The organism is Paenibacillus sp. SAFN-054 (assembly GCF_051966755.1).
Lineage (GTDB): Bacteria > Bacillota > Bacilli > Paenibacillales > Paenibacillaceae > Paenibacillus_AQ.
The window spans coordinates 1,227,160-1,251,608 of the sequence record NZ_JBQCKS010000001.1 but is presented as its reverse complement, the minus strand read 5'-3'; the positions used below and the strand labels follow the sequence as shown (position 1 = coordinate 1,251,608).

Genomic DNA, 24,449 nt, shown 5'->3' with positions numbered 1-24,449 from the left:
CTATTTACGCACGGGGTAACACAATCGTAACGGTCGTTCCTTCCCCGATTTGACTTTCCATGTCGATATATCCATTGAACCGCTCTACAATCTCTTTGCAAATCGAAAGTCCGAGACCCGAACCGTTCGCTGTGCTTGCATTTTTCGCCCGGTAAAAGCGTTCCTGCACTCTCTCCAGCTCATCGCCCGCGATACCGATACCTTGATCACGTATCCTTATTACCACCTCGCTTGGCGTATGTTCCATCTTTAATTCGATTAGCGATGAACTGCCTGAATATTTGATGGCATTGTCCATAAGGTTGGCGATTGCATGGGACATCAGCATTGGATTCACGTTGGCATGGACTCTCGTTAGAAGCTTATCCTCCGGTTCCGCCTTCCTGAACATAATCTCGATTCCTTTATCTTTGGCCTTGGCATCCATACTCGTTGCGACTTGCTGAATCAGTTCGTTCATTTCCGTCTTCCGGGCTTCCAGTTCGTTAGAACCAGCCTTGTCGAATCGGGATAGCAACAACAATTCATTAATCAAGCGCGTCAGCCGATCCGATTCCTGCAGCAGATGAGCATAGATTTTTTGCAGCTCCTTGTTCTCTTTCTCCCCTTCAACCAAGTATTGAGAGAAACCACGAATGGCTGCCAAGGGTGTTTTTAACTCGTGAGATACGTTGGAGACAAATTGTTTCTGGTACTGAATGTAATCATGAAGCTGCCGCCCCATGGAATCCAGCCCATCTGCCAGCATGCCCAGCTCATCTTTCCGGTTTAGATGAACTCTCCGAAACTCCTGTCTAGCGAAACTTTGCACAGCGCCAAGCAACAGCTTAATCGGCTTGGTTGTGCTGCGGGCAATCCACAGACTGGATAACGTAATCAGTACAATAAATCCGCCTGCACCTGCAAACAGGATATAACGGATTTGGTCCATGATCGCATAAAAGTACGAAATGTCCTCCACGAACTCATACACATAAGCGTTTTCGTAATATTGATTCTGAATGGGAGTCGCAAAATAAAGCAAATGATCTTCCGTTACGGTGTATGCATAGCTGCCGCTCAGAGCTTTTTCAATATTTTTCTCAAAAATATGCGGTTTAGCATCATTGATGATGATGCCATCCACAGCCAAGCCCAGCAACTGCTTGGAGCTGTCATAGATACGTACTTCCTTGCCTGAAGCTTTCAGCTTCTCCAGAGCAAGTCTGACGGTTTCTTTTAACTGAGGCTCTCCTATCGATGATCTATGCTGTGCCAACACCTCACGGAAGGACAATTCGGACAGATCCGCCTTCTCCATCATCTGTTTTTCAATGGTAATGAAGCTGTAGTAATCGATGGCTTTATTCACCGCAAAAATGATGATGCCAAAGGACAGCACAGAGAAAAATAAATAATTCAGCAGTAACCGGGTTGCATACTTCAGGCCTCGCCACCTCCAAGTTGATAGCCAAATCCATAGATCGTCCTGACATACTTCGGTTCGTCAGCGTTATCCTCCAGCTTCTTCCGTAATCGCATGATGGTCATATCCACACTGCGACTGTCTCCCATAAAGTCATATCCCCATCCGATCTGCAGCAGCTCATCCCGGGTAAAGATTTTGTCTGGCCTTTTGAGTAACGTTTCCAGAATTTTAAACTCTTTGGCCGTTAAAGACACGGGAACATCGTTTTTCAACACCCTTCGGCTTTCCAGATCAAATGTCAGCTCTTCATGAATGATGCGTGTAGATATCACTTCTGTTCCTTCACTTGATTCCTCCTTGCTCTCGTTTCTTCTCAGAATTACCTTGATCCGAGCGAGCAGTTCACGATTGTCAAAGGGTTTGGTCATGTAATCTTCCGCCCCCAGCTCTAGTCCGAGTACCTTGTCGATTACCTCATTTTTGGCAGAGAGCATGATCACAGGAACGGCACGTTTCCCGGTGATTTCCTTGCACAGGTCATATCCGGAGCAGTCAGGCAGCATCAAGTCAAGCACCACCAGGTCCGGCCCAAAAGCATCCAGCAGCTGCAGGGCTACTTTACCGTTTTCAGCCGTTTGAACGACGTAGTTTTCTCTTCTCAGCACGAGCTCAATTAAATCTCTGATTGCGACTTCATCGTCAATGACAAGTATTTTCTTCAATTTGCACCCCTTCTAGCCTTGTTCCCCAGCTTGAATCTAACATAATTTATCCTAATCTTAGCACAGACACTTTAGAATTCCTCCACCACTGGAAGATGAGATATATGCCACTGAGCCCAACATAATTTGTAATTAACCCGAAGATAGGAGAACCATCCACGGATCTGCTCTGATTGGCGGATTTCATTTTATTCCGGCTATCGTTGGATCGATTCAACACAAAAGGACCGAAAGCATTCATCGATGGAAGTTGAACACTTACGGTCCTTTTTTTATTATTGTACTGATAACATCCATTCTTTCCAGTGCCTGAACAACCTGCTGAAGCTGTCCCTGTCCTGTAACCATAGGCGCGCAGTATACCCCAACCAAGAAATGTTAAACTTTTCAGCGAATCCATATTTGCCATTAGGCAATGGTATCGCCAAAACATCTCCAAGTTTTACTCGTCTTCGTTTAGTCGTCATTATTGGTTTACCAAAATCCTTCGTCCCCGCGTTAATACGTACTCCTCTTGTTATTCCAAGCTTATTTTGCGGAAGACGATGACTTGCCCGCTTTGACCGATACGAAAAAATAACTCATCTCAACGGTTGAGACAGGTTTTGGTTTCGGTTCTCCTATCGTTTTCTCTGGCACGCCGACCTGACTTTCATCCGAGCAGTCCCGTCGGTATTTCCCCTCCTCCAACTTCATGTCAATAAAATCGACGACCTGTTGCAGCGATGCTATTTGGCTGACGATATTTTCCCGATGGCTCCTTAATTGATCCACCAGTTCGGGATATTCAGCGGGATCGGCATCGGCGGAAACCTCCAAAAAAGGTCGAATTTCCTCTAACGGCATTCCTGTTTTTTTAAGGCAAGATATCAGCCGGATCGTATTGATGTTCTCCTGCCGGTAGATGCGATGCCCGTTATCCTTCCGGTCTGCACGGGGCAGCAGCGCGATCTTCTCGTAATAACGGATCGTATCCTCAGAAATTCCGGTTTGATCGGCGGTTTGCTTTATCGTAAAAGTTTGCTCTTCCTTCATCCTGTTCCCTCCCGCATATTGTTATTTTGTGCATTATACATCTTGGTGCTGGCTCCAAGTCAAGTCCCTTATCCTTAAGACAAAAACCTTTTTCGCGCCTTGACTTGGAGTCGACTCCAAGTTATAGGATATGGACTATAAGGTATATATACCGATATCAGGAGGAGACATACTATGAACAAGAACCAACGTGAAAATATAGCATTGATTACCGGCGCAAGCGCCGGGATCGGGTTGGAATTAACCCGCAGATTGCTGTCGGAGGATTGGCAGGTGGTTGCTTTGAACCGTTCCGACTTTCCGGCCGACGATATGAGAATCCAAGAAGCCGTTAAGGGTGGATGGCTTCGAATTTATAAAACGGCTGATCTTGCCGATTATGCCAGCTTGAGACGGACTTTGGAAGAGATCAAAGATAAGGAACAGAGAATCGATATTTTGTTCAACAACGCCGGCGGGTCCTTTCCCGAGCTGAGCTATTCGAAACAAGGACGCGAAAAGCATTATGAGCTGTTGACGGTCGTTCCGTATATCATTTTGATGGAATTGAAGGAACTTATAAAAAACGGTCGCTTAAAAACGGTGATTAACACCTCATCTTCAGCGCTAAAGTTTACGAAAGAGTTTAATATCGAAATCCTCGAGCGCCCCAAAACCTTCCGCAAGCTGCTTGGTCCTTACGCCACCTCAAAGCTAGCGCTTTCGCTATGGACTCAGGCCATCGCGTCGCAACTTGCCAAGGACGACATCAAGATACGCAGTGTTGACCCGGGTAGCAACAATACGCTAAGAAAAGGAAAAAATTCCGGACTTCCCATATTTGTCAAACCCTTGATGAAGCTGTTTTTCTCTCCGCCTACCCATGGCGCGGGCAAGCTGTATGAAGGTGCTCTCGGGAAACACCGTAATGAGACCGGCGTATTTTTATTGAAAGGTCAGGTTGCGGAAATAAATTTTAAAGATCAAGCGCGGAACGTTTTGGAAAGGATTAATAGGATTTACGAATACGAATTTTTACAACGTAATTTTTAACCATGCGGTTGTAGCGCGTTTTTTGCATGTATATCCCAGGCAATACGAATCGATAGACCCATCGCTCCGGGCTTAGCCTTTTGTTATACTTCCAATTGAGGTTTCGGACCTCCCAGAATCAGGAATTTACTCGCAGCATCCTTCATTTCGCATGTGAATTTCAAAACCTGCACAGAGGAGCGCAAGAACATGAACTTATTCAAGAAACTGTTTGGCGGCAAAGAAATGGGCACATCGGAAGACGGCACCACAATTTACGGCTATGACACTCCGGATGAGCGGCAGATTACGCCTCCCTCCGAAATTTTGTACATGGAAGAATTAAACGAACATTTTAATCATGTGTTTCCAAACCGGGAAAACGGCGTGTTCCATGAACTGATTTCAGACATCGTACATATAGATGTGAACATAATGGAAGCTACACCTGACGAGCCATACCGAGTGCTGTACACCAATGGGATGAGCGATCTGCCGATGATCCTTCCACAGGAAATCCGTGAAGAGTACAAGCATCTGGAACGCTCAGAGCTGATGATGTTTCTGCCGGCGGACTGGCCGCTTACGCAAAAGGATTTTGAAGCGGAGGAGAACTACTGGCCGATCCGGTTGATGAAGATGCTTGCCCGTTTCCCGCATATGTATCAGTCGTGGCTTGGATACGGACATACCATCCCCAACACGGAGGATTACGAACCATATGCGCCAAACACTGAGCTGTCCGGCGTCATCCTGCTTGCTCTGCCGGAAGAGGTCAGCACAGTCCATACGAAAGATGGCAATCAGGTTCAGGTTTATTTTCTGGTTCCGCTCTACCGGGAGGAAATGGAATTCAAACTGGAGTCCGGTGTGGATGAACTGGTTGCCAAGCTATCCGATCTGCCCGGAGACTTCCTCGTTCTGAATCCGAACAGACCCAATGCTTGTAAATAACTGCCCAGTTTATAAAAAATCCCCTCACCTAGCTGGGATCCCTCGCAAAAGCAAAAAGCCCTCATCTTTGGAAGATGGGGCTTCTCTTAACCAATAAAAGTTGATCATGCCATAGCAAGGGTTCGACCCGTTTGTTTAGCTCAGGCTCTTCTCGTAGATGCTGATTTCATGTTCCGGCTTCATCCCGGCCTTCTCATAGAGACGATAGGCTCCCGAAGGATTGGCCGCATCCACCCCAAGCGAGACAACCGGCTGTCCTGCGCGGTAGGAGGCCTCAAACATGTTCTGCAGCAGCGCGAGCGCAAGACCTCGTCCGCGGAACGGACGGCGAACGCCGATCTTCTCTACGAACAACAAATCATCACGCATACGGGCGAGCGCAAATCCTGCAACACTCCCATCCGGGTCCCGGGCGATCATCCACCACTGTTCATTGAAGGTGGACAGCTGCGTCTTTTCCAACCATTTCTCAAAAGACGGCTCCGCAAAATCCCAATGGTCTGCAAATGATTCGATATAGGCTTCATACACCGCTCGGTCGTCAGGCCCTTTCACATATGGGCCCACCGTAAAGCCGTCCGGCAAGTTGGCCGGCGCCGGTTCGGCATGATGCCGGATTCCCATGCGTTTAAAGTACCTGACCGGGGAAAAGCCCCTATCCTCAAATAACCGGACGGCGTCTTCACATAACGTAGGAATCATACTTTGCAGGCGCTTAGGAATCCCGGATTCTCTCCGAAGTTCGGCAGCATAACCTTCGAGCGCCTCCACGAGCATCGAACCGATACCTTGGCCGCGTGCAGCGGGCATAACACATCCATAGCTAAACAACTTTTCCTCGCTATCTTCTTCAAGAAAAGCATACCCGAGCAGCCTGGATTCTGGATCTTCGACAACCCATACCTGCTTGTCGAGATCGAATCCGGACCACATGTCCAAGACATCATCAAGTACGACATCCGGAGCCCCCAGGTCTTCGGTATCACAGGCAGCCACCAGATCGCAAACTGACTGGGCGTCATCCATGGATGGACGACGCAGGCGATAGGTCGTTTTTGACATTATAAAAATCTCCTTCGTTTCATACAGTTTTACATCCAAAAGCTTGTGCAGCCTAACCATATAGATAATTGATAAAATTCTCAACAGGTTCCTCGGTATGATTTATCTTCACTAGTTTCTCTTTTAAATGTTCTGTAAACCCTTCGAGCAATTCACAGGATTCTTCATGGATGATTTCCCCGTTATATTCTTCCTGTATCAATTCTATTGTAGTTGAAAGGTAATCCAGAAAATCGGAAAGAGAATCTGCAATCGGAAAAAGAGCGCCTCCTTCGTACGATGCCATGACAGGTGAGCTATCTTTATCCGTCACAACAACGATAGGATCATCATTCATATCTGCAATGACAAGCCAACATGGATTCCAATTTGGATTTTCTGTCCGATCCACTCCAATCCACCGAAACCCCTCTTGCCTAAGAACAAGATTTTTAGAAGACCAGAGACTTAAAGGTGCATTTCCTAAATCTATCCCCATGCTTTTTAGCTCATGACCATCATGCCGAACATCACATATAATCTCACAATGTTCATAGAAATATTTCAACTCAGGAGAAAGGTGAATTTTCTCATCTATATGTAGTTTTAATGATTCTTGCCTATAACGCACAATACCTTTTTTTACAACGGGGGATTCTATTTGCGGATATTTGTTCATTGTGTTTATAAAATGGAATATCGAATTCTCTAATTGTTTCACAAAAGCTCAACCCTCTCAATTATGATGACAAGTAATAAGTTGCTGAATTTTCTGAACATCAAATTTGGCCGCGACCTGATCAACGATTTTCCTAAGCTTTTGGGCGAACGCTACCTCTTATCCCCTGCTCCAACTGTAGGAATTGCCTTGATGACCTTGTGTCCTCCCATCACCATCGCCACTCTCTTTGGCTTTATTATAACGCACCATTTTCTGGGAGGCACCCGTCAAAAGCGGCTCTTGACAAGAAATTATACGGACAAAAAAAAAGCCGCTATTAATGCGACTTCCAAAGGGACCTTGTTTCATGTCGACCCACATTTTTGGCATGCTCCAAAAGCTGCTCTTCAGCGTCAGCAAACGAAAAGCCAGCCTGTCTAAGGAATCGGCTGGCTTCTTGTTTTTTGATTGAACTATTGCCTCAGTAAGTGAAATAATTTATATGAGAATTTTTCCGACTGATTCACTGAATTAGCGGTTTTAACACTCAACTTGGTCAGCCCGGCGACCTCTTTACTACATGTACATCAGGAAGGAGTCCGGCTTCAAGGTCAGGTGCTCAGTCCTGTTTACTGGCCTGCCCACCACCGAACACTTCCTCGACGAGTCTCTGCGTCGCCTTCTGGAACGGCACAGCCAAGGACATTGCGACATCGTCCACATAGGTCACGGAGGCGGTAAGAGTCTTGCTGCCATCGGGTGTGCTGTACATCAGTGCCGCGTAGCCCGAAATGCCGCCGTTGTGGGTGATGATGGTATCTTCGCCGTTCGGGCCGGCCTGAACGAACACTCCTAAGCCATAGCCGATTTTGGGGTACGGCTTGCACATCTCGGACAGCAGAGGGGGCGGAAGGAGCTTGCCGCCCATCAGCGCCGAGATAAATGTGTGGAGGTCCTGGGTGGTCGAGATCATGTCACCTCCGGTGGAGATCCAGGAGGGGTTCTGGCGGGTGACGTCGACCGTCTTCTGCCCGCTGGCGTCCTCGTATCGGTAGTAGGCGTGGGCGTGCGGTTCGGGTATCTCCGGCTTGGTGTCTGGTACCACGGTTCCCGACAGCCCAAGCGGGCCCAGAATCAGCCGCTGCATCTCCTCGGCGAGCGAACTGCCGGTGACCTTCTCGATCAGCAGCCTGGCCAGCACATAGTTAGTGTTCGAGTAGCTCCAGTCCGTTCCCGGCTCGAATCTCGCTGGCTTAGACAATGCCAGATGTACCAGCTCCTCCGGCCGGTAGGTCTTGAACCGATTATCTACCCACTCCTGTCCCTGCCATGGAATCCCCGGCACGACCGTCCCGTCTTCGTAATACTCTCCAGTGAAGTTGAACACCCCACTGGTATGTTGCAGCAGCATCCGCACCGTGATCCGCCGGTCCAGCCCGAACTCGGGTAGGTAGTCTACCACCGGGTTATCCAGCTCGATTCTGCCCTCGGCAACCAATTGCAGGACTACAGTCGCGGTGAAGGTCTTGGTGTTGCTGCCTATCCGGAAGTGCCCGTTTGTGGACGGCTTCGTCTCTTTGCCAAGTATGCTCACCCCTGCGCTGCCGACCCACTCTCCCTGCTCATCGTTGACGCGCAGCTGCACCCCAAGGAAACCAGAATCAACGATCTCCTGGATGGCCTTCTGCAGCTCCGGGCGATCCTGCCCGACAGCGAACCCTTTTTCATTCATGTTTTCTGACGAACTAAACTTATTCATAACATACACATCTCCTTATTTTAAGTTTTCTAACTCATGTTAAAACCTGGCTCATTATTATCATACCAACCGATGGTATGCATAAGTTTAAAACTAAGCTGCCTTTCGGCAGTTTAGTTTTCTTGGCTGACTTCTCGAGCTGACAAACGGTACAATTCCTCGTATCGTTGAATCATTTGCTCATCGAACAGGTCAAGACCCAGGCCTTTCAATATTTCATCGAAAAGCTTTACCCTTCGCACCATCATCTCGGGCGTAGCTTGGATGACCACCGGGTTTAGCCAAAGGTTGGTGAGAAGCATCAACGCTTCGCTTAGCTCCTTTGGATACTCGGTTCGGATTGAACCGTCTCGCATACCCTCTTCGATGATGGGCTGGATATATAGGGGTACGCCTTTTTCGAATATATTCTCGATCTGTGCCGCCAGCATCTTCGGATTGCGCAAGAGGTTCGGCGCCGCCGATGCCATTTCATTCTGGGCTGGATTGTCGAGAGAGATGCAGGAAATCTTGCGCAGCTTTTCCAGTCCGTTCAGCTCCTTGTCGTCCCTGACGCCTGAGAGCATCTCGTCAACACCTTTGTACATTTGGTCGGTGACAGCCTGCAGAATCTCCTCCTTCGACTTGAAGTGATGGTAAATTGCCCCTTTTGTCAGCCCGCCCAGCTCATTAATGATATCCTGAATAGAAGTCTGCTCGTATCCTTTTTGTATGAACAGGTTCAGAGCCACGGTTAGAATGTGGTTGATAGTCTCTTCAGGATATTTATTCCTTGCCATTCGCCTTCTCCTTTCATACATCTGGTTGGTATGTAACAAATATATCCAATCGTCCTTATATTGTCAACACCCAAAAAACTAAATCATTTGATTAGGGTATAGGGGCGCGAAAGGAGCTCTTGAGGTAGCCTTTCACGATGATTTGAATGCACAAAAATCTCACGTCTCGTAAATTTATATTGTGAGATTTCTGTCACACTCTCTCTTACCTTCATTTACAAGGGGAGTAGGTCAGGTACACTCTGCCTATCAATCAATGAAAATAGGTTCACAAGGCTGTTAATCTCAGCATAGGATAGATTAAAAAGGAGGGAATCCCATGGCTAAAAGATTTCTAGATAGCAAGATTTCTACGAACGCTTCGACGACCGGCGCCATTTCGGTGCCTCTGACATCCACACCGACTCTTTTTGCTACGTTAGGACTTAATGCGATAAATGCTGGACCTAACCTGGAGGTACAGTTCACGGTCACTTCTGAGGTCAATTTACTCACTACTTCCACGATTACAATCACTGTACAGCGTGTTGTCGCAGGTGTTCCTACAACAATCTACAGTTCAACAGTTGATTTGGAGATTGTATCTACTACTACTTCTAATTCAAGAAACTTGATCACATTTAACGGAGTGGACAACAATCCACCAGCGACTTTCCTCGTATATCAAGCACTGATCAGTTCACCGGAACTTCCTGGACTTGCCCCAATTCGGGTCGGCCCGGAAAGCATGATAGCAGCAGCCTATTCGGATTAATGAATCAAAGTTGCATTTTACAAACTCTTAGTTATGGAACTTACTCTAGAATCAGATCTGTTAGAAAGAGACCCTCCATATATTCAGGAGGTCTCTTTATTTATCAGAAACAGGGACTGTACATACCATATAAACATTGAATTATCCTGCCTGTTTGTGATTCTTAAATATCTCTTGAAACAAAAAAAGAACGACTACCTAATGGAAGTCGTTTAAGCCAAGTTAAAACATTATTCAATAATGAACTCACCCTTCATTCTGTACTTCACCATATTATGAGAAGGCACTTCTTCCCTCTTCGCCAAATGTATCTCAGGATCAATCACAAACTCTTTCGTACATAATTTACTTTCGTTATTCGGATCTCTGTACACCAATATGATATTCAAACTGAAAAATTCCATGTTTTCATTAAATGCTTTGATGTTCAATAAGTATATGTACCACTCAGGAAGATGTATTCTTATACCATGTTGTTCTGCGTTAACAGGATGAATCGTTCCCAGTTCCTTTAAATGAGAATTGATTTCATGTTGGATAGTTCCTACTTGACCAAATGAGATAACAACCTGTTCTTCCACCTCTGAAAAGTAAAATGAATGATTATCTTCATCCTTGAAGGTGGTATGATCTTTCATAAAATCTTTTAAATCATCAAAATCAACCGCAATCTCGACCATGACATTTTCTGCCGGAATATTTCCATGATTATAAACTTCTAAGTAAAAACTGGATTGATCGCCTTGAAACGATGCCTCCATACCACTTCCCCAGTCCTGAAAGAGGGATTGATGGAGTTCCACTTCAAATGTTTTAGAAGGTATGGCTAAGTTTACTTTTCTATTATTCAATTGTCTGCCTGTTTCCGTTTGTTGACGCGATTTCAATCGAAGCACAGCAAACATCGAAACCAAAACCGATATTACGACTGCGCCAATTGAAATGATTAATACCCATATTTGAATCTTCACCCTTTGGTCCTCCGTTCCTCTTTTCTTGATTATACATGTTATCCACCTGATCAATCTATGGATGAATTTCTACCTGTTAATCCCTATTTAACTTGTCTTTTTTTAGTTAACATATATGTTCATATGGTCTGACTAGTCGTAATACAAAAATAGCCGCAGTTACGCGGCTATTAAACGTGTAATCACACGGCAGCCCTTCCCTGAAATTATTCAGCTAAAGCTCTTCGTTTGCGCGCTAAATAAAATTCAAATATTTCATGCGGTTTATGACAGATAATACTTCATTTATTCTTGGTAATTCAAGCCATCTGTCAAAGCCGGGAAAAGAAGAGGAAAATACAATATCCACTCCTTCTCGTTCCATATCATCAAGAGCTTTTTGTATCTTTTCAGGGAGAATGATAAGGCAGTCCTGATTACTTATTGCGATCTTACGAATCAAAAAGGCAATCGCTGCAAGCTGGGCATGGGAGGTGATGTTGTAAAGCCCCCTTATATCAATTTGTTCATCACCTATGACCAGATATCCCATAGCCGAAACCGCGAGCTTTTCTCTGCCACTGCCTTGTGGATAGCTCGAAAAGCGATCGGAGGTAATTGTTCGGTTTATTTCCCATTTTGTAAAGGGGATCGGTTCGCGTGGTTTGTCATTTTCACATAATATTTTTGCTTGTTGGGTTACGTTTAGGGGTACGTATTGGTCCATCAGAATAATTTGGTCAGCAACGGATAAAAATTCACTGCTGCCTCCAATCACAAGAACGGACGATACGCCCTCAGCTTCATATAGCTCCCTGACCCGTTCAGTAAAAGGTGTAATGGGTTCTCGCTTGATTAATGAACGCATTTTCGTGTCTTGAATCATAAAATTCGTCGCACTTCTGTCCTCATCAATCAGAAGAAGCTTACACCCGTAGTTAATTGCCTCCATAATATTTGCGGCTTGAGATGTGGAACCTGATGCGTAGTCCGTCGAAAACTGTTCAGCCGAACAATTGGGTATCCATTTTATGAAAGGGGTGATATTGATATTGTTAATGGAACGACCTTCCTCTGCAGATATTTCCATCGCACTCTGATCCGTAATCACAAATTCTCTTCCATCGCCCATGCTGTGATTGTAAATTCCCGAATTCAGCGCATCCAGCAAGGTGCTTTTACCCGAATAACCACCGCCAGTGATGACCGTTACACCCTGTTTAATTCCCATACCTCGCAAACCACAGACTTCCACTTCAACATCTTCCGGGGATATAAAAGGCAAGGCCCCCTCCATGGGTCCGCTATTGTCTTTATTCCTTGGCAAAAGGCTGCCATTCGCAATAAACGCGCTATAATTACTGGATTTCAGCCATTCGCGAATTCTATTCTGTTTTTTCACCAATTCAAAGGCAGCATATAATTGGGTTAGATCAAAGTTGGCTATTAAATCGTCGACTTCTCTGGGAAGCATTTTACAGAGCATGCGCATCGCTTTATCATGATTCTTGAATGGAAGTTGAACGGTGATCTTTAAACACAGATACCATTTTTCCGCGATGACTTCGACAAAGGAGGCATTACGCTGGAGCACCACAGGGGTCGGTCGAAAACAATAAAAAGCACCATTTTCCTTATCGGAGCGGGACCGGTTATAAATCAATTCATTTAACGCCTCTACATGATGACCCCATACTCTTAATGCAAAGTCCGAGAGAACAACCTGATCCATATTTTCATCTGCGTGGAGACGATCAAAAGGTATTTTTATAGTGAGACATGGTAGATCTGGTGTGAGTTTATGCGTCCGTTCAATGTGATAGGCAACGTCATTATCCCAATAGGTTGGGTCACTTATCGTAACCCCTTGATCATAGTATGAGCCTTCATAAATCAGACTGTAAGATGATTGACCGGATTGTAAGGAGCGAAAATATTGAGCGAGCCTTTTAATAAAGCATCATCCTTCCCTATTTGAAAAGCGGCGAAGTAGCGGTGAATAACGGTAAATGGTGCCACAGTTCAACCGATGTTTCAAGTAGGGGGACCCTTGTTCTTTGGAACAAGGCAGTGACAAAACGGATCGCACCCTAATCTCCAGGTATGTGCCTGCTCAAACCTAACCCGGCAATGTTTGAAATTTTCCGTGAAAATTGAATTCCATCCCAGGAAATTCAAGTTCAATACATATTCCCCCCGACGTATTAAATCCAGACCGATTTCAAAACAAAACTACTTTTGTTGCTTTGACCCATCTATGGCATAAAAAAATGACACCCACTCCCTGAGTGGCTGTCATAGACCGGCATGAAAGCTTAAGCTTTCCTTCTGCCCAAATATAAAAGCCCTGTGGGAAAACTACCCTCAGGGCCTGATGAGTTCCGAATAGAGTACCTAAAAAGCAATATGAGGATAGGACATATATATTGTTTTGGTTTTCATTGTCCTCACCTCGTTACGTTTTATTCTTACAGCAACAGAATCATAACACAAAGGTCATTCCCAATAATAGGGAAAGATTAATTATAATGAATTCAAACGCCAGAACTTCTCTATCTTTTTAACTCTTATACTTCTGCTTCATAACTTGCATACCGCCGATGATCAGCATGAGAACACCAATCAATGCCAGAATAATCCGGACTACGAATGGACTCAATGAAAACACAGTTTCACCTTGCCAGTGCAATCCGAACAACCTGTCATCTAGTCCCACAATCGCCAATAATGGTTTCAGATACAAACTCAATGCTAATAGTACAATACCCCAAATAATACTGCTTTTCATTTTCATTGATTCAAAACCTCTTTTCCAATTGGTTTAAGGATCATACGGCCTTTCATTGCCTTTTATGAATTTTATCCGATTGTCAATGTTTGCTTGATGTATTTCCACAAATAGGTCCCTTTAGTCTAACTAAGTTGCCTAATTATTGTGTTCTACATTTTGTAAAGTCACTACCTTTGAAGAAGAATTCCGGCTGTAATGTATCCCTGAAGGCGCTCATGAGCGGATGGGAATAAACAAGTGATTGCTAAATTCTCTTCCGCCTAGGGTTCTTAATCAAGTAATAGCGTCCTGGCGTAGTTATGTGCTTATTGGCTACCCTGCTCGGCTTCATCCTCTATGGTCGTGAACCAGAAGGTATTACCGGTTTCATTATCGCATCCGGTTAGCTTGTAATGGGAACCGAACTCTTTGTTCTTCTCTAGCTCAATACCCCGGCACACCGTACTCGGACGACCTGCATTGCTGCCAAACCCGTCCCGCGAGTTGTCATACGTATATGCAATGGCCTCAGCCCCATCATAGACCAGCTCATAGAAAATAGGGTCACCTTCATCCGTGTATTGTGTTATACGCACCTGATTCGGCACATCCATATCGAGATTCCTCAGAAACAACGTCCACTTGTCGAAATTGTACATCTTCCCGTGAAGGTTCACGATATCACCATTCGCGGCTGCTTGGTCAGCATTATATGGGTCGGTCACAGCGGGGAATGCTTTTGGCTTCGCCGGCGGTGAAAATGTCTCCCCCGGTGCAGGGGCAGTGGAAGGATTGGTCGTATTGTCGCTAGGTTTGCTGGACTTCTCACTGCAGCCCGATAGCAAAATTAATACTGTTGCTAATGTTAACATCCATTTGATCATGAATAATCACCTCATATTCCAGAACGTATCTCAGAGTTCGAATGTTTCAGTCGCATATGCGTGTAATGTACAATTAGTTAATGCTCTTAAATTCTTGAACAAAATCAATCGGCAGCATAGGCTCATGAGAAGCGGCGATTTGTTGAAGCTCTTTTAACCTGTTCATAGATTCTTCATCCAAATTTGACACATCGTTTGCTTGATGAAAATAAATATACTGCAGTACATAACGAAGTTTAATAGACTCTTGTAAATATTCTATTTCTTCTTCTTGGATTGCATTTTCCTTTAGATATCCTTTTATAAAATGGCGGAAAAACAATCTATAATATTCCGTTTTATTTTCAAATTCCTTATACGGAAAAAAAGTGCATAACACAATGTAATCCCCATATCGTTTACGAAATACGTATAACTGCAATCATCGAAATCGAACAAATACATGTCGCCGTTATGCAGATAAAAATTACTTTGACTAAAGTCACTATGAATCAAACCATATGTATCTTTGGATTTGGGCAGAGAAGTAAGTTTTGTTAATCTTTCTTTTAGGATTGAAATCATTACATCATCAGGTCGCAGGTACTTCTCCGCCTTTAATTGAACTTCTTGGTCCCAGGCTTGTCGTTTAAACGCCGGATTACTCCATTCATAACCCTTTGTGGCATGATGGATTTTCCCCATGAATTCGCCCCATTTTTCGTAAAGTGCTTCATTCCAATCTTCATCCGACACTTCTTTTCCAAGAGACTTTTCATATGATATGGCTAGAAACGAACCATTTTCAGCAGCAATTTCTTCAAACATATTTCCCCTGGCCGATGGAATGGCATTTGAAACTGCCAGACCTCTACTTGACAAAAAATTAAGAAATTCAATTTCACCCCGTATGTAGTCTCTTGATCTTCTAATTGTATGTGAGATTTTTAGTATGAAAAATGCGTTGTTTTTCTGGTATTCATAAACAAAGCTTTCATAACCGCCCAATGAACGAACAGCGTCTTGATTAAGGTCATATCGCTTTATTGCTTCGGTAAGAATCTCGTCAGTGAATTGCTGTTCAATTTCCCGTATCAATTTCTATACCTTCTTTCGTTCGTAAGATTCATGATCCAGACAAGCACATCTCTATCAACCACGTTTAACGATATGTTCTTGTCGTCTTATAACAAAATAATATGTATAACATTTTGAGGTAATATGGCGTTTAAATGAACAAGAAGAAATGGAGGGATTTCATTTTGAAGAATAAAATTCTTATTGGGCTAACCGTTCTAATGACATCAATCTTATTGTGCGGGTCTATTTTTGCGGCAACTGGTCAAATCAAAATCATCGTCGATGGTAAGGAAGTTGCAACGGATGTGGTACCCAAAATCGATAACGGGCGTGTCCTCGTCCCCATCGGTACGATTTCGAAGGCATTGGGGTCTAGCGTTCAATGGGATGCTAAAACGCAGACTGCTATCATAAATTCGAAACCAGATATTTGGAACGATGACATAAATCCAATCAGTAATCAAATCGTGGAAATTCGTAATTTATTAGCTTCCTACTTTACCTACTATGATACTAAAGAAGTTGGTTACGCCAATCTGGTAACGCCAACCTTCAAAAGTGATTTTGTAGATCCGAAAACCATTATATCGAAGATCCAAGACAACATCATTGATTACCGTATTATCGATGCAAAATTTATCGGTACATTAGAAGATTTCTTTAGATATAAATTCCGTGTAGAAGTCGTGAAGTACACCAATATGGAGGTAATTCCGCTAAATATTGAGAAGCTTCAATTGGATATTGATGTTTTTCATGATGCAAAGAAAGGTTTCCTAATTGATGGCATCTGGGTAAAAGGGAAAGTAGTAATGAAATCCTATACGGTCTTTCCAGGATTAACCCTTGAGGGACGCGCACAATAAACAGTTTTGAATAGAAAAACACCCCGTTCATGAGGATCAGACTGAATATGAGGTTTTTGGCAAAACTGCAATTAATAACGAACAGTTTCCTCAGCAATTGGGTTGCTGTTCGTCTTTGTCATTATCCTGCCAGTTAGTTTAATGTAACAGTTGTAATTTCTTTTCTTCACCCTGAAGCGCATAAAAGCTCAATGAAACAGCTGAAATGGTTTTACGCTGTTTCATTGAGCTTTTATTTTTTCTTCCATAAGCCTACTCGATGAGCTCCGGTTTAACATGGAGGATGACTCCCATCAAGCCAGGGAACAGCTGCTCTAAATCCTCCATTCGCAACGAGTAAAAATGCTGTGTCCCGTCGACTCTTAGTTTAATCACACCCGCCTCCCGAAGGGTTTTAAGATGATGAGTTAAGGTGGATTTAGGCATTAATCCCTTGTACACCGAACAATTCTGCTCGCCGAGTTCATATAGCGTTAAAACCATTTGTAGACGACGTGGATCACTTAACGCATTTAGAACGGGCATCAATCGAATATCACTTACATTAGGTTGATAAGGTTTTCTCATAATCAAAGAATATCACAGTCATTTCATGTTATCAATATCTTAGTTTACCAATTAACTAGTACAATAGTTTTTTATTGACATTAAATATAATGACGTGTTTAAATACTCATGTACTAAAATATTAGTACTTAAATACATAACATAGGAGTGGTAAAATGTCTCGTCACAAATCATCTTTTATTATTTTCATTCTGGCATTCGGTATTTTTGGGATTGTTAACACCGAGATGGGCTTTATTGGTATTCTCCCTCAGCTGGCCGAGCGTTTTGATATTTCATTATCACAAGCGGGTTTGCTTGTCAGCTTATTTGCTCTGGCGGTGGCGATCTCTGGACTGTTTATGCCCTTGCTTCTCTCGGGGATCAACAGTAAAATCCTCATGTTAATTGCCATGGGATTGTTCACAATATCCGGGTTTGTATCTATTTATGCGCCAAGCTTCGAAGTGCTTCTTGTGGCAAGAATTATCCCCGCCTTCTTACACCCCGTATTTTTCTCGGTTGCTTTCGTTGCTGCAGCTAATTCAGTAAGTGAAGATTACGTTGCGCGAGCGACCTCCAGAATATTAATGGGTAGCAGTGCCGGTATGGTTATTGGTTCCCCCATCGCAGCCTTGCTCGCAGATGTTCTATCTCTGCAGGCATCCCTCTATTTCTTTGCCATCGTTAATGTGATTGCGTTTGTATCCATCATAATCTTTGTTCCATCCATGCCTGTCAAAGAAAAACTTACGTATGGATCGCAATTAGGCGTGTTGCGTAAACCGGTCGTGTGGAATAGTATCATCACCATGATTCTACTGAATGCTGGTATGTATGCGACTTTCAGCTACTTTGCAGAATTTCTGGATGGAATCACTGGAATGAACGGTAGCCAGATCAGTGTTATGCTGTTTATTTTTGGGGCAATGGGATTAATCGGGAATTTAATATCGGGTTTTTTACTGCAAAAACGTGCGATGCGAACGGCATTGGTCTTTCCAATGATTTACGGGATCGTCTACCTGCTGGTCTTTGTGTTAGGGGACTACTCTATCCCAATGACCCTATTGATTGCCTTGTGGGGAACATTGTATACGATCGGGCTTAACATCTGCCAGAATTCGATCACTACCGCAGCATTCGAAGCCCCTACGTTTGCCAATGGTCTGTTTGTAGCGTTGGGAAATATGGGAATAGCCTTGGGAACCTTTGTTGGGGGTGCGGTTATCAGTGATTTTGGGACGAGATCGATCATTTGGATAGGCATCTTGTTCATGATTCTAAGCTTTGTATTTATCGCAGTCCGCGCTTTTCGTTACAGTCCAAAAAAAGTGCAAGCCTAGGGTATTTATATAAATTGTAATTTTGTGATGGGGGTGTCAACGAATGACCGTATATCATGAGGGTGAGCGCTTCGTCCAGAAGAGGGTTGGTGCGGAGTCTATGGCCAATTTGAATGGTAGGGGTATCCAGAATTTTATTCCTCAAGGATTCGATTTGTTCTTGGAGGAGCAATCCATGGTGGTTATAGCATCAACAGACGCGACAGGTTGTTTGTGGGCGTCTCTTATTACAGGGTCCCCTGGAATGATACAAGTAACGGATCAGAAGTCATTAGAGATCATCGCCCTATTTGTTCCTCAAGATCCGTTCATTTCGAATATCGAAAACAATCGGAATGTGGGTCTCATCGTTATTGACTTTGAACACCAAATCCGGATTCGTATTAACGGGTCGGCACAGTTTACAGACAAACATACTCTGCGAGTGGAAGTCGAACAAGTATATGGAAACTGCCCGAAACATATTCAAATGAGAAGCATGACACCGATCGATTACAGGCGGGGGCTTATAAGAGCATCCGAAATACAGAGGGAACTGACTCCGGAACAAAACCAATGGATTGAAGAAGCGGATACATTTTTTATCGCAAGCAGCGGTCCCGGAGGAAAAACGGATGCTTCACATCGAGGGGGTAACTCGGGTTTTATACAAACGTCAGGTGATAAAGCACTGGTTTTTCCCGATTACAGGGGGAATATGATGTTCAACACGCTGGGAAATATTCAGATCAATCCCCGTACGGGACTCTTGTTTCTCGATTTCAACAGGGGACGTACGCTTCAACTAACAGGAAGTTCAAGTATCATTTGGGATGTTAGTAAGGAAGAAAAGTCGAGATTTCCCGGGGCACAACGTTTGGTCAAATTTCATATTGACGGAGTGATTCAATTAGATAACGTCATTCCTTTTGACTGGAACCTGTTAAGATACTCGCCCTACAATCCAAAGTAGCATCCAGCCTGTTCATGATAAAAAAGTTCCTGTTCTGTGTTAACTGCTTTATATTCAGATACTTATCTTATCGATGAAGTAATCAGGTTCTTGTCTATTTCGGTACAGTATATAAGTTCTTGTCAATTGAGTTACGACAAGAACTTATATACCCATAAGCTTATTTCTGTTTTGATTGCGTGTACCCTAATTTGTGATACTTTTACTGTGATGATCCTAAGAAAGTTCTCTTGCTAGTTTATTTTTGAAGACAAGGTCACCTAACCGTCTGGTAAACGAGGCCTATGGCTCCAGAATCAAATGTCTTGTTTTCAATCAGCTTAAGATTGATCTTCTCCTTGAGACCTTGGAATAATGGCAACCCGCTACCGATCAGAACGGGAGAAACTGTAATTTTATACTCATCTATGACATCCAGCTGCATCAGGTAGTGTGCAAACCGTGGACTGCCGAGGATGACCATATCCTTGCCTGGCTGCTGTTTGAGGTTCTTGATCTCTTCCTCTACATTTTCTTTCACCAGTCTGGAATTGTTCCATTCAACCGTGTCCAGCGTCTTGGAAAATACGATTTTGGCAGTCTTATCGATCCACTCGGCATGATTCCGTTCATACGGCGAAGCGGATGGGTTCGAAGGCACAGATGGCCAGTAACTATGCATCATCTGATAAGTCCCGCGACCCCAAATGACAGTGTCGGCTGTACTCAGAATTTCTTTTGCGTGATTCTCCAAATCAGCGTCGTAGGAAACCCAGCCAATGTCCATTTCACCGTTCGGTCCTTCTACAAAACCGTCAAGCGATGCATGCAAAAATAGAACGAGTTTTCTCATTTACAGTTCTCCTTTGTTCCTCAGGCTATCTACAATAACTATATTATAGAACCTTTAAACTTCGCTTGTTTCTTATGGATTGCTAATCATCACTTTACCAAACCAGCAAAAATCGTTCTTTATATTCTACAATCTGTTTAATTGCTGGATTTGCAGCTTTTCCAATCCCTTTAACAGAACGGTTGTATTCTGAATATCTCCGCCTCGATCAATATACGCAGACCATTTTGGGAACACGACTTTGAAAAATTCATTTCCTAAATCGGTTAAATCAGAGCTTCGCAGTACCAAGTCATCCTTGAGCGAACCGTTCTCATGAAAAGGCTCTATAACTATTAGTTTGTGCTCTACCAAAAAATTCATCAGTACCGTTGTCATAGAAGTAACTTGCTGTCGATAAGACAAGCTTTTGCTTCTTTTAATCAATGTGGGATAACTGTATCTTAATATACTCACGCTTATCACCTCGGATTCTAGCTCCTGTTTATGGCTATTCTAAGGTATGCATAAATTACCAGTCAAATCAGGAGAATTCTGTGCCTGCTAATCATCATTAGGCATGCGTAACATTAATCATTCCCATTCGCTTGATAAATGAGTTGTACGACACCTGAAGAGAATGGCCTTGTTTGAACCAAATTTAAATTCAACCTTTGATTGATATCCACGAACAGCGGTTTCCCTTCGCCTAAAACCACAGGGTGTACTGATAATCTATATTCATCAATAAGGCCTAAATGGATAAACGTTGTAATCAGATCAGCTCCGCCATATAGCCAGATGTCCTTACCAGGCTTATTCTTTAATGCATTGATTACTTCAGGAATACGGTCATTGATAAATATTGCTTTATGATCCGTCCCTTTTTGAGTCCTGGAAAACACATATTTCTCTTTACGATGAATCCATTCCCATATTTCTTTCTCAGCATCTGTATCTTCCATTGCCGGAGTATATTGTCCCCATAAATCATAGCTTTTTCGTCCATATAAAATAGTATCAATTTGATTTAAAAAATGATTGAACCCCATCTCAGGGTCCATAATGCACCAATCAACCTCACCTTGCTTCCCTTCAATAAAACCATCTAAAGTAACCGCTAAGTCTAAAATTATTTTTCGCATGTTTTGTGCTCCTTTCATTGATAACTACAACCTCATTTTAGATCGCATTTATGACATATTGTGTCGTGAATATAAAATGAACGCAACGCGGCTGCCGAATGAAGTTGGCAGCCGCGTTTTAGCTCGATATTAAACTCTCGCTTCCCGTTAGCTTAAGTACTGACGAATACATTGAATTATGCATACGAATACATTGAATTCCGCTATTTATGTGATCGACCAGGGAATAGGTGTAACTTGATTGTTCTCCCAGTCTGCCCGAATTACCGCATAACCGACGGAATCGAACAATAGTCCCTCTTGTCGCCAAGATTTACGATGATACGCTTCCAATACAAACAACGATTTAGCAAACAAAGCCCTCATGGATGAGTTATCCACTCTGGTATGTCCTTCAATACGGATGACTTCCGGAAATTCAGTGAACACATGTGAAACTATCCAGCGTAGCGCTGACTTTCCGATGCCTTTGCCCCGGTACTCGCCTCGGATTCTCAAGTCTAACATCACAATCGGATCCGTGACTTCGAACAATCGGATCAAACCGATTTTCTGATGACTGTCTTTATCAACGATCCAGAACGTTTGAGTGTTCTCATTGTGATAGGCGCCACTGGCATAAGCATTTCTGATATTCGATTCAGTAGGGTTCTCAACTCCATGATATGGCCAGCGATCTGATGTGAGGAATTGTACGAGCTCCTCAACTTCCTGTTTAACAGGTTCAAAAGTGATATTCAAGGTATAAACCCCTTTCTGAAGCTGGGCCATTTGTTCATATCTCTTGCGGATATTCGGTACCGCCTCCTCCCGCAGCCTTTCGTGCCTCTCGGCCGACAAACGATTGAGTTCATCTTTCTCCTCAGGGCTTACTCTGTATATTTCCGTTGTTATGATCTCGCCCGTTTCATAGATCATTCTTGCTTTCTCCAAAGCCTGCTTCTTATGGTTCTGGTCTGTGATGTTCTCCTACCTCCCTTTGTATGGGTAATTTTACTGATCTATTTTAAGACATATTTTCAGGAGATTTCCCTCTCCCTGTATATTTAATATAATGAATACTATAACGGGAACTATGAAAGTAATGTTGCGCAATCTGATAAAATACAGCGACTGAAGGAACATTAACAGATTATAGAGATGTGATATACTCAGGGTAATCATTAAGATAATTAATTAAATATCGGAGGAGCAGTCGGGATGCTATCGGAAAAAGTGATCCAATATTGCAAAAGCAAAAACTGGTGGTTTGAAGACATCACAGAAGAGTATGAACAGGCCTTAGTCAAGCTAGGGATCGATTTAGGATCGGATTTTGCGGCGTTTTATTTGCATGCAGAGGATGGTCCCACTTTTCTTAGTAGACGACGTCAAATCTACCAGATTTGTTGGTTTATGATCAATTCTTCAGATTATATGTGGGGCTTAAAAAGAACTCATGACGGTTTAAACCTGCCCGAAGAATATATTCCCTTGGATAACTTTGAAGGGGAATTCGGCTTTTTCTATAATAAGAACACAGATGAAGTGGTAGGCTTGGGAGTGGGTCGGCAGATCGAGGATTTTCTTGCTGGTCATGTGAGTCCGCAATGGAAAAGCTTTAACAACTTCCTGGAGTGGTATTTTGAACTGACAGATGTTGTTGTGACTCTATAGAAGAAAAGAAAAAGGCCGTCAGCCACCTCTGTACCTGAGCTCATTTAATGATGCTTAGCTCCTCAAGGTGACGGCCTTTCATTGTATGAAGGAGTAAGTCCTCGTCGTCTTTCAAAACCCCGGCCACCTTGTTTTATTTTTCAGAGATGCATAAGGATATTGATAAGTTTTCCGAATGGGTCCCGAACAAAAAAACGCCGAACTCCCCAAGGTTCCTCCGCTGGTCCATACTCCACTGGAATTCCAGCTTCTTTCATACGGGCTAATGCGTCATCCAGATCATCCACCTCAATGGACAGATCAGGCACAGGCGTACCCGAGCCCCCTTCTGATAGAAAACTAATCTGAGTGCTCATCTTCTCATCCGTACCGTATGTTGCAATAAATCCCATATCCATAAGTTGTTCAAGTCCAAGTACTTCCCCGTAAAAATACGAAGCTTTGGAAAGGTCCTGCGTCTCAATATTTGCGACAATGCGTTTAATCTTCATAGTTCATCCTCCTATAGATTTGAAATCAATGTTCCAATTCGATGATTCTTGGCTCATTACCTCCTGCAGATAATTGAGTCTTCAGGATTTCTACTGAATAGATGGGAAGAATTTTCCAATCCATAGCATACAAAAATAGCCGCAGCGAAGCGGCATGACAATCGTACGATAGATACAAAGCAGCCGACAATTGTATGCCGGCTGTATCTTGTGCTTGTATACTTTGGTCTGGCCGTACTACATCGCGATAAATCAGCCTGATTATTAACGGACAGGCATATAGCGGAGCGCCATGACGCCGGAATCAAAGGCTTTGGTTTCGGTCAGCTTCAGATTCAGCCGGTCCTGAACTCCCCCCAACAATTGGGGGCCGCGTCCAGCAACAATGGGCTGTACCAGGAAGTGATACTCATCCACCAAGCCGAGTTGTGCCAGCGTGGAGCCAAGGCCGGGACCTCCGTTTACGACGAGGTTCTTCCCTTCTGCCGTAAGCTGCGGCACCTCCTCGAAAACAGGCCCTTTCATCAAGTATGTGTTTTGCCACGACACTTGATTGAGCGTCTGCGAGAAGACGTACTTGGGTTTCCGATCGAGCTTGCGTGCGAAGTCGACCAGGAACGGAGGTCCATCGCCGCTACGGGCAATGGCTGGCCAAGAGCTCTCCATCAGCTGGTAAATTTCGCGTCCAAAAAGCAGACCATCAGCCGAGTCGATCAGGTCCGCCGTATATTGGTGGAGTTCCTCATCTGCAATCACCTGCCTGTGGTCGCAGCAACCGTCCAGTGTCACATTCATCATCAGGATTACACGTCCCATATGCAGCCTCCTTTTGCTTATATTTTATCATTC

At 43.7% G+C, this 24,449-nt stretch carries 28 protein-coding genes; 8 read left to right on the top strand and 20 right to left on the bottom strand.

Going from position 1 to position 24,449, the window contains the following annotated elements:
* Positions 1–4 precede the first annotated feature (4 nt).
* The 3 genes from ACTHPM_RS05895 to ACTHPM_RS05885 form a co-directional block, all read right to left on the bottom strand.
* Positions 5–1,381, bottom strand: a complete 1,377-nt coding sequence (locus tag ACTHPM_RS05895) for a sensor histidine kinase (RefSeq protein WP_440394264.1) — start codon at positions 1,379–1,381, stop codon at positions 5–7.
* A gap of 41 nt (positions 1,382–1,422) precedes the next feature.
* Positions 1,423–2,130, bottom strand: coding sequence for a response regulator transcription factor (locus ACTHPM_RS05890; protein WP_440394263.1), 708 nt, complete (start codon positions 2,128–2,130; stop codon positions 1,423–1,425).
* A 528-nt stretch (positions 2,131–2,658) separates the two neighbouring features.
* Positions 2,659–3,165 (bottom strand): MerR family transcriptional regulator, encoded by a 507-nt coding sequence (locus ACTHPM_RS05885; RefSeq protein WP_440394262.1) that lies wholly within the window; start codon positions 3,163–3,165, stop codon positions 2,659–2,661.
* Positions 3,166–3,339: 174 nt separating this feature from the next.
* Here ACTHPM_RS05885 and ACTHPM_RS05880 point away from each other — a divergent pair, with 174 nt between their 5' ends.
* Together ACTHPM_RS05880 and ACTHPM_RS05875 are read left to right on the top strand one after the other, a co-directional pair.
* Positions 3,340–4,197, top strand: coding sequence for an SDR family NAD(P)-dependent oxidoreductase (locus ACTHPM_RS05880; RefSeq protein WP_440394261.1), 858 nt, complete (start codon positions 3,340–3,342; stop codon positions 4,195–4,197).
* A gap of 189 nt (positions 4,198–4,386) precedes the next feature.
* On the top strand, positions 4,387–5,130 hold the full coding sequence (locus tag ACTHPM_RS05875; protein ID WP_440394260.1) for a suppressor of fused domain protein: 744 nt from the start codon (positions 4,387–4,389) through the stop codon (positions 5,128–5,130).
* Between the two features lie 135 nt (positions 5,131–5,265).
* On the opposite strand, the gene ACTHPM_RS05870 is transcribed toward ACTHPM_RS05875, so the two are convergent.
* A complete protein-coding gene (locus ACTHPM_RS05870; protein ID WP_440394259.1) occupies positions 5,266–6,192 on the bottom strand; it encodes a GNAT family N-acetyltransferase in 927 nt (308 codons plus the stop codon).
* Positions 6,193–6,244: 52 nt separating this feature from the next.
* Positions 6,245–6,850, bottom strand: a complete 606-nt coding sequence (locus ACTHPM_RS05865; protein ID WP_440394258.1) for a hypothetical protein — start codon at positions 6,848–6,850, stop codon at positions 6,245–6,247.
* Positions 6,851–6,916: 66 nt separating this feature from the next.
* Between ACTHPM_RS05865 and ACTHPM_RS05860 the strand changes: the two genes are divergently transcribed.
* A complete protein-coding gene (locus ACTHPM_RS05860; RefSeq protein WP_440394257.1) occupies positions 6,917–7,273 on the top strand; it encodes a hypothetical protein in 357 nt (118 codons plus the stop codon).
* A 178-nt stretch (positions 7,274–7,451) separates the two neighbouring features.
* On the opposite strand, the gene ACTHPM_RS05855 is transcribed toward ACTHPM_RS05860, so the two are convergent.
* Entirely contained in the window at positions 7,452–8,591 is a 1,140-nt protein-coding gene (locus ACTHPM_RS05855; RefSeq protein ID WP_440394256.1) for a serine hydrolase domain-containing protein, read from the bottom strand.
* A gap of 113 nt (positions 8,592–8,704) precedes the next feature.
* The gene (locus tag ACTHPM_RS05850) at positions 8,705–9,370 is read right to left on the bottom strand and encodes a TetR/AcrR family transcriptional regulator (protein WP_440394255.1); all 666 of its coding nucleotides are present in this window, start codon (positions 9,368–9,370) and stop codon (positions 8,705–8,707) included.
* Between the two features lie 319 nt (positions 9,371–9,689).
* Between ACTHPM_RS05850 and ACTHPM_RS05845 the strand changes: the two genes are divergently transcribed.
* A complete protein-coding gene (locus ACTHPM_RS05845) occupies positions 9,690–10,124 on the top strand; it encodes a hypothetical protein (protein WP_440394254.1) in 435 nt (144 codons plus the stop codon).
* A gap of 230 nt (positions 10,125–10,354) precedes the next feature.
* Here ACTHPM_RS05845 and ACTHPM_RS05840 read toward each other — a convergent pair whose 3' ends face one another.
* The 6 genes from ACTHPM_RS05840 to ACTHPM_RS05815 all read right to left on the bottom strand — a co-directional run bounded on the left by ACTHPM_RS05840 (position 10,355) and on the right by ACTHPM_RS05815 (position 15,805).
* The gene (locus ACTHPM_RS05840; RefSeq protein WP_440394253.1) at positions 10,355–11,095 is read right to left on the bottom strand and encodes a hypothetical protein; all 741 of its coding nucleotides are present in this window, start codon (positions 11,093–11,095) and stop codon (positions 10,355–10,357) included.
* A gap of 235 nt (positions 11,096–11,330) precedes the next feature.
* Positions 11,331–12,806 (bottom strand): P-loop domain-containing protein, encoded by a 1,476-nt coding sequence (locus tag ACTHPM_RS05835; RefSeq protein WP_440394252.1) that lies wholly within the window; start codon positions 12,804–12,806, stop codon positions 11,331–11,333.
* 828 nt (positions 12,807–13,634) lie between these two features.
* Positions 13,635–13,823, bottom strand: a complete 189-nt coding sequence (locus ACTHPM_RS05830) for a hypothetical protein (protein ID WP_440421468.1) — start codon at positions 13,821–13,823, stop codon at positions 13,635–13,637.
* A 347-nt stretch (positions 13,824–14,170) separates the two neighbouring features.
* The gene (locus ACTHPM_RS05825) at positions 14,171–14,728 is read right to left on the bottom strand and encodes a DUF4362 domain-containing protein (protein ID WP_440394250.1); all 558 of its coding nucleotides are present in this window, start codon (positions 14,726–14,728) and stop codon (positions 14,171–14,173) included.
* A gap of 73 nt (positions 14,729–14,801) precedes the next feature.
* A complete protein-coding gene (locus ACTHPM_RS05820) occupies positions 14,802–15,050 on the bottom strand; it encodes a hypothetical protein (protein WP_440394249.1) in 249 nt (82 codons plus the stop codon).
* Positions 15,029–15,805 carry a phosphotransferase enzyme family protein gene (locus tag ACTHPM_RS05815; protein WP_440394248.1) on the bottom strand — a complete coding sequence of 259 codons (777 nt, stop codon included), beginning with the start codon at positions 15,803–15,805 and terminating at the stop codon, positions 15,029–15,031. The genes ACTHPM_RS05820 and ACTHPM_RS05815 overlap by 22 nt, the downstream gene beginning before the upstream one ends.
* 164 nt (positions 15,806–15,969) lie before the next feature.
* On the opposite strand from ACTHPM_RS05815, the gene ACTHPM_RS05810 reads away from it, so the two are divergent.
* Positions 15,970–16,653 (top strand): stalk domain-containing protein, encoded by a 684-nt coding sequence (locus tag ACTHPM_RS05810; protein WP_440394247.1) that lies wholly within the window; start codon positions 15,970–15,972, stop codon positions 16,651–16,653.
* 252 nt (positions 16,654–16,905) lie between these two features.
* Here the strand turns inward: ACTHPM_RS05810 and ACTHPM_RS05805 are convergent, their stop codons facing one another.
* Positions 16,906–17,028, bottom strand: coding sequence for a hypothetical protein (locus ACTHPM_RS05805; protein WP_440394246.1), 123 nt, complete (start codon positions 17,026–17,028; stop codon positions 16,906–16,908).
* Positions 17,029–17,375: 347 nt separating this feature from the next.
* On the opposite strand from ACTHPM_RS05805, the gene ACTHPM_RS05800 reads away from it, so the two are divergent.
* A complete protein-coding gene (locus ACTHPM_RS05800) occupies positions 17,376–18,545 on the top strand; it encodes an MFS transporter (protein ID WP_440394245.1) in 1,170 nt (389 codons plus the stop codon).
* Positions 18,546–18,588: 43 nt separating this feature from the next.
* The gene (locus ACTHPM_RS05795) at positions 18,589–19,497 is read left to right on the top strand and encodes a pyridoxamine 5'-phosphate oxidase family protein (protein WP_440394244.1); all 909 of its coding nucleotides are present in this window, start codon (positions 18,589–18,591) and stop codon (positions 19,495–19,497) included.
* A gap of 256 nt (positions 19,498–19,753) precedes the next feature.
* On the opposite strand, the gene ACTHPM_RS05790 is transcribed toward ACTHPM_RS05795, so the two are convergent.
* The 4 genes from ACTHPM_RS05790 to ACTHPM_RS05775 form a co-directional block, all read right to left on the bottom strand.
* Positions 19,754–20,329: a dihydrofolate reductase family protein gene (locus ACTHPM_RS05790; protein ID WP_440394243.1), complete on the bottom strand. Its 576-nt coding sequence runs from the start codon at positions 20,327–20,329 to the stop codon at positions 19,754–19,756.
* A 126-nt stretch (positions 20,330–20,455) separates the two neighbouring features.
* Positions 20,456–20,707: a hypothetical protein gene (locus ACTHPM_RS05785; RefSeq protein ID WP_440394242.1), complete on the bottom strand. Its 252-nt coding sequence runs from the start codon at positions 20,705–20,707 to the stop codon at positions 20,456–20,458.
* A gap of 191 nt (positions 20,708–20,898) precedes the next feature.
* Positions 20,899–21,453: a dihydrofolate reductase family protein gene (locus tag ACTHPM_RS05780; RefSeq protein ID WP_440394241.1), complete on the bottom strand. Its 555-nt coding sequence runs from the start codon at positions 21,451–21,453 to the stop codon at positions 20,899–20,901.
* A 207-nt stretch (positions 21,454–21,660) separates the two neighbouring features.
* Positions 21,661–22,386, bottom strand: a complete 726-nt coding sequence (locus tag ACTHPM_RS05775) for a GNAT family N-acetyltransferase (RefSeq protein WP_440421466.1) — start codon at positions 22,384–22,386, stop codon at positions 21,661–21,663.
* A gap of 267 nt (positions 22,387–22,653) precedes the next feature.
* Here ACTHPM_RS05775 and ACTHPM_RS05770 point away from each other — a divergent pair, with 267 nt between their 5' ends.
* Entirely contained in the window at positions 22,654–23,109 is a 456-nt protein-coding gene (locus tag ACTHPM_RS05770; protein WP_440394239.1) for a hypothetical protein, read from the top strand.
* A 140-nt stretch (positions 23,110–23,249) separates the two neighbouring features.
* Here the strand turns inward: ACTHPM_RS05770 and ACTHPM_RS05765 are convergent, their stop codons facing one another.
* Together ACTHPM_RS05765 and ACTHPM_RS05760 are read right to left on the bottom strand one after the other, a co-directional pair.
* A complete protein-coding gene (locus ACTHPM_RS05765; protein ID WP_440394238.1) occupies positions 23,250–23,600 on the bottom strand; it encodes a VOC family protein in 351 nt (116 codons plus the stop codon).
* Between the two features lie 264 nt (positions 23,601–23,864).
* The gene (locus tag ACTHPM_RS05760; protein ID WP_440394237.1) at positions 23,865–24,416 is read right to left on the bottom strand and encodes a dihydrofolate reductase family protein; all 552 of its coding nucleotides are present in this window, start codon (positions 24,414–24,416) and stop codon (positions 23,865–23,867) included.
* Between the last annotated feature and the right edge of the window lie 33 nt (positions 24,417–24,449).

Coding starts and splice junctions, on each gene's coding strand:
- ACTHPM_RS05885 (WP_440394262.1), bottom strand. CDS start 3,165: ATGAAGGAAGAGCAAACTTTTACGATAAAGCAAACCGCCGATCAAACC.
- ACTHPM_RS05880 (WP_440394261.1), top strand. CDS start 3,340: ATGAACAAGAACCAACGTGAAAATATAGCATTGATTACCGGCGCAAGC.
- ACTHPM_RS05875 (WP_440394260.1), top strand. CDS start 4,387: ATGAACTTATTCAAGAAACTGTTTGGCGGCAAAGAAATGGGCACATCG.
- ACTHPM_RS05870 (WP_440394259.1), bottom strand. CDS start 6,192: ATGTCAAAAACGACCTATCGCCTGCGTCGTCCATCCATGGATGACGCC.
- ACTHPM_RS05865 (WP_440394258.1), bottom strand. CDS start 6,850: ATGAACAAATATCCGCAAATAGAATCCCCCGTTGTAAAAAAAGGTATT.
- ACTHPM_RS05860 (WP_440394257.1), top strand. CDS start 6,917: ATGACAAGTAATAAGTTGCTGAATTTTCTGAACATCAAATTTGGCCGC.
- ACTHPM_RS05855 (WP_440394256.1), bottom strand. CDS start 8,591: ATGAATAAGTTTAGTTCGTCAGAAAACATGAATGAAAAAGGGTTCGCT.
- ACTHPM_RS05850 (WP_440394255.1), bottom strand. CDS start 9,370: ATGGCAAGGAATAAATATCCTGAAGAGACTATCAACCACATTCTAACC.
- ACTHPM_RS05845 (WP_440394254.1), top strand. CDS start 9,690: ATGGCTAAAAGATTTCTAGATAGCAAGATTTCTACGAACGCTTCGACG.
- ACTHPM_RS05835 (WP_440394252.1), bottom strand. CDS start 12,806: ATGGATCAGGTTGTTCTCTCGGACTTTGCATTAAGAGTATGGGGTCAT.
- ACTHPM_RS05825 (WP_440394250.1), bottom strand. CDS start 14,728: ATGATCAAATGGATGTTAACATTAGCAACAGTATTAATTTTGCTATCG.
- ACTHPM_RS05800 (WP_440394245.1), top strand. CDS start 17,376: ATGTCTCGTCACAAATCATCTTTTATTATTTTCATTCTGGCATTCGGT.
- ACTHPM_RS05795 (WP_440394244.1), top strand. CDS start 18,589: ATGACCGTATATCATGAGGGTGAGCGCTTCGTCCAGAAGAGGGTTGGT.
- ACTHPM_RS05790 (WP_440394243.1), bottom strand. CDS start 20,329: ATGAGAAAACTCGTTCTATTTTTGCATGCATCGCTTGACGGTTTTGTA.
- ACTHPM_RS05785 (WP_440394242.1), bottom strand. CDS start 20,707: ATGACAACGGTACTGATGAATTTTTTGGTAGAGCACAAACTAATAGTT.
- ACTHPM_RS05780 (WP_440394241.1), bottom strand. CDS start 21,453: ATGCGAAAAATAATTTTAGACTTAGCGGTTACTTTAGATGGTTTTATT.
- ACTHPM_RS05770 (WP_440394239.1), top strand. CDS start 22,654: ATGCTATCGGAAAAAGTGATCCAATATTGCAAAAGCAAAAACTGGTGG.
- ACTHPM_RS05765 (WP_440394238.1), bottom strand. CDS start 23,600: ATGAAGATTAAACGCATTGTCGCAAATATTGAGACGCAGGACCTTTCC.
- ACTHPM_RS05760 (WP_440394237.1), bottom strand. CDS start 24,416: ATGGGACGTGTAATCCTGATGATGAATGTGACACTGGACGGTTGCTGC.